The organism is Bartonella saheliensis, from assembly GCF_902162175.1.
Genome location: NZ_LR607234.1, coordinates 1 through 11,706, shown reverse-complemented (window position 1 = coordinate 11,706; position 11,706 = coordinate 1). Strand labels below are relative to the sequence as shown.

General features: G+C 34.9%; 7 protein-coding genes. All 7 read right to left on the bottom strand.

The annotated features are described in order from the left end of the window. Window positions 1-1,036: 1,036 nt before the first annotated feature. The 7 genes from FS875_RS08370 to FS875_RS08345 all read right to left on the bottom strand — a co-directional run bounded on the left by FS875_RS08370 (window position 1,037) and on the right by FS875_RS08345 (window position 10,548). Complete coding sequence (locus FS875_RS08370; RefSeq protein ID WP_144755585.1) at window positions 1,037-6,028, bottom strand: DEAD/DEAH box helicase; 4,992 nt, start codon at window positions 6,026-6,028, stop codon at window positions 1,037-1,039. A gap of 640 nt (window positions 6,029-6,668) precedes the next feature. Continuing rightward, on the bottom strand, window positions 6,669-7,106 hold the full coding sequence (locus FS875_RS08365) for a DUF3987 domain-containing protein (RefSeq protein ID WP_281282254.1): 438 nt from the start codon (window positions 7,104-7,106) through the stop codon (window positions 6,669-6,671). A 305-nt stretch (window positions 7,107-7,411) separates the two neighbouring features. Continuing rightward, on the bottom strand, window positions 7,412-7,867 hold the full coding sequence (locus tag FS875_RS08360; RefSeq protein ID WP_208000011.1) for a hypothetical protein: 456 nt from the start codon (window positions 7,865-7,867) through the stop codon (window positions 7,412-7,414). 70 nt (window positions 7,868-7,937) lie between these two features. Beyond that, the gene (locus FS875_RS08355) at window positions 7,938-8,243 is read right to left on the bottom strand and encodes a hypothetical protein (RefSeq protein WP_144755578.1); all 306 of its coding nucleotides are present in this window, start codon (window positions 8,241-8,243) and stop codon (window positions 7,938-7,940) included. A gap of 503 nt (window positions 8,244-8,746) precedes the next feature. Continuing rightward, a complete protein-coding gene (locus tag FS875_RS10840) occupies window positions 8,747-8,869 on the bottom strand; it encodes a hypothetical protein (RefSeq protein WP_281282253.1) in 123 nt (40 codons plus the stop codon). A 104-nt stretch (window positions 8,870-8,973) separates the two neighbouring features. After that, complete coding sequence (locus FS875_RS08350) at window positions 8,974-9,174, bottom strand: helix-turn-helix transcriptional regulator (protein ID WP_007347430.1); 201 nt, start codon at window positions 9,172-9,174, stop codon at window positions 8,974-8,976. Between the two features lie 207 nt (window positions 9,175-9,381). Beyond that, window positions 9,382-10,548 (bottom strand): tyrosine-type recombinase/integrase, encoded by a 1,167-nt coding sequence (locus FS875_RS08345; RefSeq protein WP_144755575.1) that lies wholly within the window; start codon window positions 10,546-10,548, stop codon window positions 9,382-9,384. Window positions 10,549-11,706 lie beyond the last annotated feature (1,158 nt).

The window sequence follows — 11,706 nt, the reverse complement described above, 5'->3', positions numbered from 1 at the left end:
ACTTAATAGTTTTTTGTAGGGATTATCGTTATAATAACGTTTTCATTTGCATTGTGATTATGAAAGCCTGCTTTTTTTACACGTGCTTTATAGCTGTTATTTGCTTTATAGCCACCGCATTATTTTTCATTTTCATAAGAGAAAGGATAATTGCGATTTATAGTCTGTTATGAAAACATCTAAAGAGAGATTGATAACTATAGAGATTAGCAAAATCCCTTTTAATAGACTTTTGTCAGTTTTGTCAGTTATTTTTAGACCCTATAGTGTTTTTTTAAAATGAGATAAAATTAAAATCATTATATTTCAATATGTTAGTATTTTAATGATACAACTTATATCGACAATACAACCATAAATTCAACTCATAATATATATTTGTCAGTTATCTGTCAGTAAATTGAACCGACAAAAGTAATCATTTTAGTGAATGATTAAACCACGTCTTTAGAAAACATGTGATCTTTTAAAGCCTTCAAAAGACAGTTTATAATGATAAAAATGCTATCAAAATCATTATGGTTATGAGTTTTGGAGGGGTTTTGAGTTTTGACGGTTGCTGCTTTTAGATAAAAAAATAGTAAAAAATAAAAACGTTATATTTCAATATGTTAATATTTTACAGATCTTTAAAAAACAACCAATATTGATAACACAACCTATGAATTCAACTAATAATATACGTTTTGTAGGGGTTTTGACAATTTTTGCACCGTCAAAACCTATAAGCAAAATGAATATACATAACTCTCTTTAAACAAGGCTTTTAAAAAGGATAAAGCTATTATTTGAGATTACGGTATAATCTCTTAAAGGCAATCCAAATAAATCTTATCTTGTTTAAAAGGGGATTTCTTATAAGTCTTAAAGCAATCCAAAGTAGAGTGTTTAAAAGTGCAAATGCTCTTTTTTTAGAATAACGCATAATAAATTATTCCTTTTAAGATTATAGGTAATCACTCACAAAAGAGGTATAGCTATATTCTATACCCCTTATGAGATTAGCATGCCCATTATGTGAGCATGCTTTATAGGCTTATTCAGTTTCTCTTATTTCTAATTTTGGTAAGTTCTTAACAATCTTCATTGTTTCTAAACTTACAGTAATAACCCTTTGAAACAATTCTAGAGGGTAGGCAGGGTTACCCACTGTCTCAATAGCATAGCGATTAGCATCATTCACAATACCACTCTTTTTATCAGTCTTAACGCATTGACGCCCCATAACCCATTCAAGAGCAGGCTTGCCATTGACTACATACTCATAAGCTTCAAGAGGAATGTCTGTTATGATGATGTTGCTGTTATAAATAACAGTCGATTTATCCTTTTCCTTACTATCCTTAATTTTTGCGAATTTCATTTCATTCACGTAATAAAACTTTTCTGGATTAGAGATATCAGTCTGTTTTGGATTACCTTTTTTAAATGTAACTGAATAAGGTTCCACATCTTCATAATTCACGTGCAAATGACCGAGTTCACGACCTGCTGTAACAAATTTCCAAAAATCATCAGCAGTTTTTACACAAGGGATACGAGGCAATTCCTTGCATAAATTATCAGCATAACGAGCGCGATAATCTTCTGAATGTAAAATTCCGTAAACATAATAGAACAGATCATCTTTAGTTATGGTTTCAGTAGGATAAGCAGCTTTAAAATGTTCTAATCCCTCATCTGTAATGGCATCACGCCTCTGTAAACCAGCTGTTTTGTTTTGCTCTGTAGCATTTGCAAATAAATGGGATTGTTTTTCACTTTTACTTTTTGAAACCGGAGTGTCTTCGTAAATATAGCGTGGAAAGCATTGTCCATTTTCTATCACCTGAAGATCAGATACGGTCTTAATCATAAGTACAGAAAAGCCACATCTCGCTCCTATACCTGTAAGTTGTATTACCTTATTTTCAACTGCTTTTCCCGTAGGGAATATACGTAGCATTTGATAAACGCCATCATTGAGATCCCTATTATAATAAAGCCACTGTTGTGTAAAAGGACGATACAAGCTTTTCGTAAGGTAATCTTTTTTAAAATTGAAAGATTTTCCCTTTAGCAAGTCTCTTTTGGCATTATGACTCCAACTGATTTTACTTTCATCTGAGTTTACGAAATTATTTACAACATCAGCACGTAACTTATGATCAGCATGTAAATAACTATTATTAAAACGTTCAACTTCACTATTATAGAACGTAATCATATTACGCATTTTTTTCTCTAAAACTTCACGGCTTGAGTTATATGTCCACGCATCACGGCTTGTCATAATCCCACGAGAGAACATTGCAAATAATTTTTTATCATGACTTTTCTTATCACCTGTGGCTAGGAATGTTTTGAAACTGTCATTACGTTGATTAATCCAATCCCCATGTTCATCTGGTGTAATTATTTGCCAAGCATTTTCACGTGTAATGCCCTCAATACTACCAAAATACTCAAGAGCTGTAAGCTTTTCTTTTGTCGTGAGATCATTACCAATGTCATGATAGTAAATTTTACACTCTCCAGAAACATTGGGATTTTTGATAAATAGTGTGACAGCAATGCCAGTCATACTACCATTACCAAAAATATTCTCACCTTCTTTGGCATGTCCATTACTTAACATATTTTTGCGAAGATCTCCCCGCAAATTAAGCACGTAAATACTCGTAAATTCTTTGGCTAAAGATTTCCGTAAGCTGTCCATAGTTGGCTTTTCTACGTAACCAGAACCAGAAACAAAACCAATTACTCCAGCATTATCAATACGGTCACTAGCCCAACGAATAGCACGGATATAACTATCATAAAGACTTCGTATATTCGTGACTTTAGATTGAGCGGCATAAGTCTCACGAATACGGTCATCTAATAGAGGATAAGGGGTATTTTTTGCATTGTTGTTTTCGTTTTTTTGTCCTACCGAATAAGGAGGGTTACCAAAGATAACTTTGATATTCAGTTTCTTTTGATGTTCCAAATATTCACTGTTTTCTTTAAACAATTTTTGTAGCAGGTTTTTCTCTTCAAGCATCCGAAACGTATCAGTCAAACCAATATGTTTGAAAGGAATGTAGTCACCTTTCATAAGACTATGATAGGTCGATTCAATATTAATGGCTGCTATGTAATAGGCTAAGAGAACAATCTCATTGGCATGGATATCATGACGGAATTTATATTCCATATCCTCTGGTTTTATGAGATTGGATTGTAACAACCGTGTGATAAAGGTACCAGTACCCGTAAAGGGGTCAAGAATAGAAACACCACGTGATCCTAGGCTTTTTCCAAATTCATTGCGTAAGACATCATCAACAGAGTGAATGATAAAATCCACAACCTCCACGGGGGTATAAACAATCCCAAGCCTATCCGTGGTTTTCTTAAATGCTTTGGCAAAAAAGTCTTCATAAAGTTTAATAATAAGGTTTTGTCTTGCTTGTGGTTCGGTAATCCCAGAGGCACGGAATTTTACGCTGTTATAAAATGCTTGTAATTCCTTCGATTCTTGCTTGATATTGGTTTTATCCAACTCAGCTAAGATCTTTTCCATCGCTTGTGAGATGCTATTATTCTGTACAAATTTATTGCCTTCAAACAAAGCTTCAAACACGGGGCGCGTTACAAGATGTTGCCCTAACATCTCAAGCGCTTCCTCTTGCGTAATACTGTCGTTTAAATTACTCTTTAATTCCTTATGAAAGCTTTCAAAGGCATAATAGGCTTTACTGGTTTTATCAGAAAGTATATCTTTAAGATGATTGATATGGTTTTGCGCAATCTCAGCAACATTGTTCGCCCAGATGCCCCAATAATCAGATAAGGTTGTTCTTTTAATCAGAAGGGTTCTTAGAGCATTAGGAAACGCCATCACAAAATTGAAACGCCCTTGACCGTCATGGGGGTTAAAAGATTTCCGCAGTGGATAGACATTCCCCGCACTTGTACTTTCTGGTTTTGCATGAAGGGGGATATCATCAACAACCGTCGTGACATTCTCTAAGTCAATATTTTGAGAAACCGTAACAATATCTATGATGTGGCTTACATCTTGCCCTAAATTCATTTGGTTAAGCGTTTTGCTAAAATTCTCATCATGGGAAAGCAAAGCATTGAGAACTTGCCAAACAACACTGTATTTTTTATTGTTTTTTAAGGCTTGTTCGGGGGGGATACCAGCCGGTACCCCAACGGGTAAAATGATATAGCCTCTTTTCTTGCCCGGAGCACGACGCATCACACGTCCCACCGCTTGGATTACATCTACTTGGCTTTTACGCGGGTGTAAAAACATTACCGCATCGAGAGTAGGAACATCCACTCCTTCAGATAAACAGCGCACATTGGTGAGTACACGACACGTATTTTCCCCCGCATTCTCTTCAAGCCAATCAAGTTTTCTTGTACGCTCTTTTGCACCATCCTTGCCATCAATATGATCCACTTGACAGATAAGAGGGGGCGTATCGGGGTGGTTCTTATAAAGTCTCTTGAAAATCCTCTTAACACCCTTCCCATGGAATGTATCACGGATACGTTTAGAGGTTTGGATATCTTTACAAAAAGCCAAAGCCCGACGCATGGGCGCTGTATCATCTCCAAGATCAACCTTGACATCCATTTTGGTCAAAGCTTGATAACAGCCAACAATCTTTGTTCTGTCATCGAGAGTAAGTTCATAATCTTTACTTGTGGTTGGTAACTCTATGGTTTTACTAATTTCTCCCTCATCAACGCCCAAAACAATAATCTTATAAGGGGTTAAAAGTTCATTCTTGACCGCATCGGTAAAACTATAGGTATAAAGAACTTTTCCATAAACGGTTTCATCATCCATAGACGCCAGAACGGCATTCACCTCATCAGCACGTTTTTTGGCTGTATCACTAAAGATACGAGGCGTTGCTGTCATATACAGACGTTTGTGACCTCGAATAATACTGTTGTTATGAACCTTAACAAACTCAGATTCACTCTCATCGCTTCCTAATGTTGCACCCGTGGTTCTATGGGCTTCATCACAAATAATCAAATCAAAGGCTGCTAATCCATGATCCTTTTGTGCATCAGCAATCACTTGAATAGATTGATAGGTAGCAAAAATGACAACCATAGCATGGGGTGAAAACTTTCCTACTTTCTCTACAAGCTCTTGTGCATTGGTTGTTGCCGGTAAAGCTAAATCAGATGCCGATAATTCACTATCATCTTCTTGGGCTTTACGACGTTTGCCGATTTGCCTATCCGAACACACCGCAAAGGAACGCAAGGGCACTTCTGTATCCAGTGTCCATTCACGGATTGTTTGTGACATCAAAGCAAGAGAGGGCACCAAGAACAATACATGCTTGCCTTGACCTGCTATGGTTTCTGCTATCTTAAGACTTGTGAATGTTTTACCCGTCCCACATGCCATAATCAGCTTGCCACGGTCTGCTTCTTTGAAACCTTCACAGACAGCTTTCAGTGCTTCTATCTGATGATCTAAAAGGCTTTTCTTTTTTCTCTCGTAAAGAACAATTTTGCCTGTCTTATCAAAGATCCCCCAATCAATTTGACTGTTTTCCATATCAAAGAGATGTATCCGATAAACCGGAACGGCTTGTCCTTCAATCATCGTATTGGCATTTTCGCTTAATTCACCTTCCGTGCTATCAATGAGAAGACGATATTTAAACCTGCTTTTGCCAGAGATAGCGATAAAGCTTTCAATATCATCTTGTGTAATCTGATGATTGGTCTCATGAAATGTACAACGAATAGCAACATATTCTTCTTGATCACGAACTTTTGCGACCAAATCAATATCAGTGTCTTTATCGCTTCCTTTCCACCCCTTTTCATCAGCGACTTCTCTATAAGTTTGAACCTTTTCATATTCCTGCTTTTGCAATGGGTCTTGTGTTAAATAAGCTATAACAAACTTTTCAAAAGCAGCTTGCTTATCCTCATCTGATATCGCTTGTTCACGATAAGATTGTAAAAGAGAGCGTAAAGAAACGTGTTCATGATCAGACTTAATAGATTGCAGCATATTACAACAGAACTCCATTTTGATATGAGAGGGTTAATTCTTATCAAAAGAATCAAAGTGAAGCTTATTAAATCCATTTTGAACGAAATGAGAAAAAATGCAGAAAAATGAGAAAAAACGGATAAATTTTTTCAAAAGAGTGTTTTTAAGGCACTTTATCCACAGCCTATAAGAGAGATAAGATCAGCAAAATAGTGGAATTTGCTTATCGTTTGACATGTTAATCAAGACAAATGCACTATGGGCTTTTAAAAAATCAGAATGATTATTTTGATAGGTTTTATGAGTGACTTTAACAAATAGGTTTTGACGGTGCAAAAATTGTCAAAACCCCTACAAAACGTATATTATTGATTGAATTTAGAGGTTGTATTATCAATATTGGTTGTTTTTTAAAGATCTGTAAAATATTAACATATTGAAATATAACGTTTTTATTTTTTACTATTTTTTTATCTAAAAGCAGCAACCGTCAAAACTCAAAACCCCTCCAAAACTTATAGAGGTTAGTTTTGGATAGTGTTGACACAAGATTTAAACGTTACTTTATAAAACAAAAACCCTCAAAGATCATTCGTGATATGTTGCTACGATAAGATCTTTGAAGGCTTTAAGGATAACAAATAAAATTATCAGAGTTTCATTGTTTTATGCTGTTGCTTTTGACTAAAGGATGCCATTCATAACGTATGCTAGGTCGACCGCCTTTAGAGCTATTATCACTTGCTATTTGACGAATATGATTAGAACGGCATAAAATCTCTAGAGCCTGCTTAACGACTTCATTGTCTTTTAAACATTTCCAATCACGCCTGTAAATATCGCGTGCAGTAAAAACATTTGGTAAATGATCACAACGCTCGATAATCAATTTTGCACAATCGTCTATAGAGGCATTCCCCGCCGCATAAAGCCTTTTGACATGGCTTAATAGATATTTTTCCCAACGCAAGGCTGTTTGAAGAGTATCTTTATTGATTTCAAAACGCCCCCCTTCGGTCAATTCAAAAATCAACGCAAGACTTGCTATGGTTTTTGGCATTTTTAAAAGATGTGATTGTAAGCTTTCTGAGTGAATGTCCCTCTTTATAGTTTCCTATTAAAGGAAAAAACAAAAAAGAAATAACACTAACCATTTCAGATTTTCATAATGAAAAAAACTTTTTAGTTTTTCTGTTAGTGATGAAAATGTATTTCAAACAATAATGAATATGTTTTCAATTAATTTAAGAGATCCACAATTACATTTTGAATACGAATTTGACATATACAAAGATGACTTTAGACCTAGCTAAATATTGCTATGAAGAATACAAACAGAACTAAGAAAAAGATGTGTGAATAAATTAATGTAAAAAGCTTTGTTATGAGTACGTTATTGAGTTAGAAATCTATGCCAATAGCTTTGGCTTGCATCTTTTCGTAGAGTTTTTGCATTGCCTTGATATTTTCTCTTCTCGCATCAATGATAGATTTTTCAATGTCTGTTAAACGCGCTTTGTCTAGATTTCCTAGCCTTGCATAATGGGATGCCATTGCTTGACGTGCTTCATCATAAGGCAAACTACCTTTTCGATTTTTAGATAGGCTATATCCCCTATTTATCGCATCATATTTCTCAGGATTGGAAACCAGTTTTATGTGGTCCTTAACAACATCTATTTCAGTTAATGCTGTTTTAAGGCTACTGGTCATAGCTTTGCTATTGGAATATCTAAATAAATCATTTTCTACAAGACCACGCTCCGTATCAATAAGTAACGACAAATCATCATTCTTTCCGATATTACGAATATGATTACATAAATCATTCCGTACACTATGTAATTTTTTAGTAATCAATGTCTCATCAAGACTTTTTACATAGTTACTTTCGCGGACAAAGATACGTTCCAATTCCTCAAATTCTTTAGAAATGATGACCTCCTATGATAACATCTTTATCTAACCAATCAGGACCATATTCTTTATCAGCATCTTTAGTAGAAAATCCCATATCACGGATAAATTGTGCTCCATGCCGCTTTTTAAGAAACAAAAGTGTATGTGCTGGAGGTTCAGTCATTGCCAACCATTCCCACGCCACTTTGCTATCGTTAGCACGGTCAGCCGCTTCTGATTCAGCAGTATAAATACAGTTTTGATCTAATCCACCTGCTCGTAATTCTTCACGCTCAGCATCGGTCATATAACTTTTGGGTAATTTCTTTTGCATAGGAAATTCCTTTCTGTAATTGTCTTAAAATATTAATCTAATGGTTAAATTTGATCAATTAAATTTCCTATGATTTTTTCAATTTGTTGTTTGAAATGAAAATAAGATAGCTGTTTTTATCTTTAATCATTTTGACTGTTTGTATCAAAGAAAATTATCGTGTTTTCTGATACTAAGATTACACTTAATTGACGATTTTTATTGAACATGACAAAATTTTACGCTTATTTACGTGTTTCTCGTGATTTGACAAGATACAGAAAATCAAAAACTTGGATTGTTAGGATATACTAACAAAAAAGATTTTTCTCCACTCCATATTAAAAGAGAAACTATCAATAGAAGAAAAGAGTGATGCAAACATAAGCTTGATACTTTAATCGAAAGAACAAAGCAGGGGAATTGTTATTGACACCTAAGTTTTCTCACATCGCAGATTTTTCTTTTAATATTTTAAAAAATTTTAAAGCCGCTAATTAGCATAGTTTATAAGATACGTTAATTTATTCAAGAGATAAGCTAGGCAATTGATCATCATGGGCTGGACAGCGGGCACTTCCATAATGCCCATGCCAAATCCCCCGCAAGGCATTTGTGATGCCCCGAGCATTCGTAAAAGACAACATGTTTTTTTATCCTATGAATATTGCACCATAGGACGGGATTTTGCTATTCATTATTTGAGTGAAAATGGAGAGCCTTGTCCGTCCTTACGTGACAAGGTTTTCTTTTATGCGACGTCGTTATAACGTTGCTGTTTTGCTTGCTCTATTACATTTAAAAGATCCGATTGTAACCAACGCGATAAAAAACCAAATTTTAAAGGTTTTGGTAAAGAGCCATTGGTCACATGACGGCGGAATGTTGAAACACTCATATGAAGCAATTTTGCACTTTCACGGTCTGTTAAAAGAATATCATTTTCTGTCATTTAAAATCCTTTCAAGAGTAAAAAAATGAAAACAAATCATGCCCATTTATTAAGCACATTTTGGTTGTTTTTTGAAGGTATTTTAATCATAGAAAACAATATATTATCATACATTTTCTGATGTGATAATTTATGAGTCTTATTGAGAAAGAATGAGAGAAGAGAGAGCAAGTTATCCACAGATAATGGGGTTATACACCCCATATCTTAAGCTTGACCTGTAACATAAGCCGCCCATTTATCCATATAAACACGGCGCTGTTCTAAATAATCAGTACGACGATAGGCACGTTCTACTTGCCCTCCGACCGTATGAGCTAGAATGGTTTCAGCGACCTCATAGGGGGCATCGGTTGTTTCAGCAAGCCAATCGCGTAAACTAGAGCGAAACCCATGCGGGCAGGCATCAAGTTTATTTTTTTTCATATATTTTGACATAACATTCTCAGCAAGGGGACTTCGACCGGAAAAAGACAGAATGAAATCACTTTTAGAGATACAACTGGCTTGTTCAATCACTTTTAGAGCTTCTAAAGATAGGGGTACGCGAAATTCTTTTGTTGTATCACGCCTTCCTTTCATATTCTCAGCAGGAATTGTCCATATATTTCCATCAACCTGATCCTTATGAATATAACGTAAGGAATGCGTACGAACGCCTGTCAAGATGAGCAAACGCAAAGCCAGTTGTGTTATAGCTGTTGTTTGGCAAAGTGTTTTATAAAAAGCGGGTATATCTCTCCAATCCATTGCTGGTCTATTAGTGATCTTATGACGTTGTTTACCTAAGAGAGCGCGTGCTTTTTCGGTTGCTTGTAAGTCAACATCTAAACCTAGTGCAGCCGCATGTTTGAGACAAAGTTTGAGACGCATCAATGCTGTCCGAGCAGCTCCAGCTTTTGTATGCCAAATAGGGGCAAGGGTATCGCGTATCTCTGTTTGCGTAATTTCTGAAACGGGTAAACAACCTAATTTAGGGAGAATATGAAGGCGTAAAGGTAAAAACCAAATTCCATCTTTCCCTTCCCCTTTTAATTCAGCTTTACGGCTTTCAAAAGCATCTAGTGCAATATCTTTTAAATAATGGAGATTGCTTATTGCTTCACGCTTTTGTTTATCGCGTTCTTTAATGGGGTCACGCCCCTCACGTAAAACAGAACGCCATCCTGTTGCCAATTCACGGGCTTGTTTTAAAGAAACATCTCTCAAAGCGCCCAATCCCATTTCGCGACGACGCCCGTGAAGGGTATAACGATAAATCCATTGAGCACCTCCATCTTTACGCTTATGAAGAAGCAAGCCGGCACCATCATTATATTTGCCAGCCCCCAATGTTGCGACAGACCTTGCATTAAGACGATTCATAAGAACCATTTTTACTCCTTTCTTATACAAATTTGATCCACACACTCATCCCACTTGTTATGTGCAAATGAGTGGTTTTGACTGATACAACATACACAGATTTGAAATGAGAGAATCCTACGTTATTCGAGACTCTCATTCAACATACAAAACAGTGAATTATCATTATAAATCAGTGTGTTGAACACGTGCTTTATAGCTGTTATCTGCTTTATAGCCACCGCATTATTTTTCATTTTCATAATAGAAATGATAAATAGGATAATTGCGATTTATAGCTTTTTATTAAAACATCTAGAGAAAGATTGATAACTATAGAGATTAGCAAAATCTCTTTGAATAGACTTTTGTCATTTTTGTCAGTTCTTTTTAGAGCCTATATTATTTTTTTTAAATGAGAGAAAATTAAAAGCACTATATTTCAATATGTTAGCATTTTAATGATACAACTTATATCGACAATACAACCTTAAATGCAACTGTATATATATTTGTCAGTTATCTGTCAGTAAATTGAACTGACAAAACTTAATGATTTTAGTGAGTGATTAAAACGTGCTTTATGAAAAGCATGTGAAAGTGAAAACTAATTACGTTATCAAAATCCTTTAATGAATTTTATCAGTCTACTTAAATGGATAAACTTATAATTTTAGAGAATGATTAAACCACGTCTTTAGAAAACATGTGATCCTTTAAAGCCTTTCAAAAGACAGTTTATAATCATAAGAAATGCTATCAAGATCATTATGGTTATGAGTTTTGAGGATTTTGAAGATTTTGAGGGTTCCTTTTACCCCTCCCTTTAATATATTTTTTCAATCAAAAATAAAAGTTATTATATTTCAATATGTTATTTTTTATCAAGTTTTAAAATAACAACCTATAGTGATGTTATAAAGCTAAAAACACAACTATCAATATATTTTGAAGGTATTTTGAGGGTTTGAGAAACCTTCAAAACCTATAAGCAAAATGAGAATACAAACCTTTTTTTAAAAAGCTTTTGAAAGCTATAAAGTTATCATTTGAGATTACAGTATAACCTCTTAAAGGCAATCCAAATAAGGGTGTTTAAAAGTGCAAATGATTTCTTTTTAGAATAACGCATATAAACACTCCTTTTAAGATTGTATCTAATTAACTTAATAAAAGAGGTATAGATTA

What these genes read in the sequence shown, in the direction of transcription:
- FS875_RS08370 (WP_144755585.1), bottom strand. Translation starts at nt 6,028, where the DNA reads ATGCTGCAATCTATTAAGTCTGATCATGAACACGTTTCTTTACGCTCT.
- FS875_RS08355 (WP_144755578.1), bottom strand. Translation starts at nt 8,243, where the DNA reads ATGCAAAAGAAATTACCCAAAAGTTATATGACCGATGCTGAGCGTGAA.
- FS875_RS10840 (WP_281282253.1), bottom strand. Translation starts at nt 8,869, where the DNA reads ATGTTGTCTTTTACGAATGCTCGGGGCATCACAAATGCCTTGCGGGGG.
- FS875_RS08350 (WP_007347430.1), bottom strand. Translation starts at nt 9,174, where the DNA reads ATGACAGAAAATGATATTCTTTTAACAGACCGTGAAAGTGCAAAATTG.
- FS875_RS08345 (WP_144755575.1), bottom strand. Translation starts at nt 10,548, where the DNA reads ATGGTTCTTATGAATCGTCTTAATGCAAGGTCTGTCGCAACATTGGGG.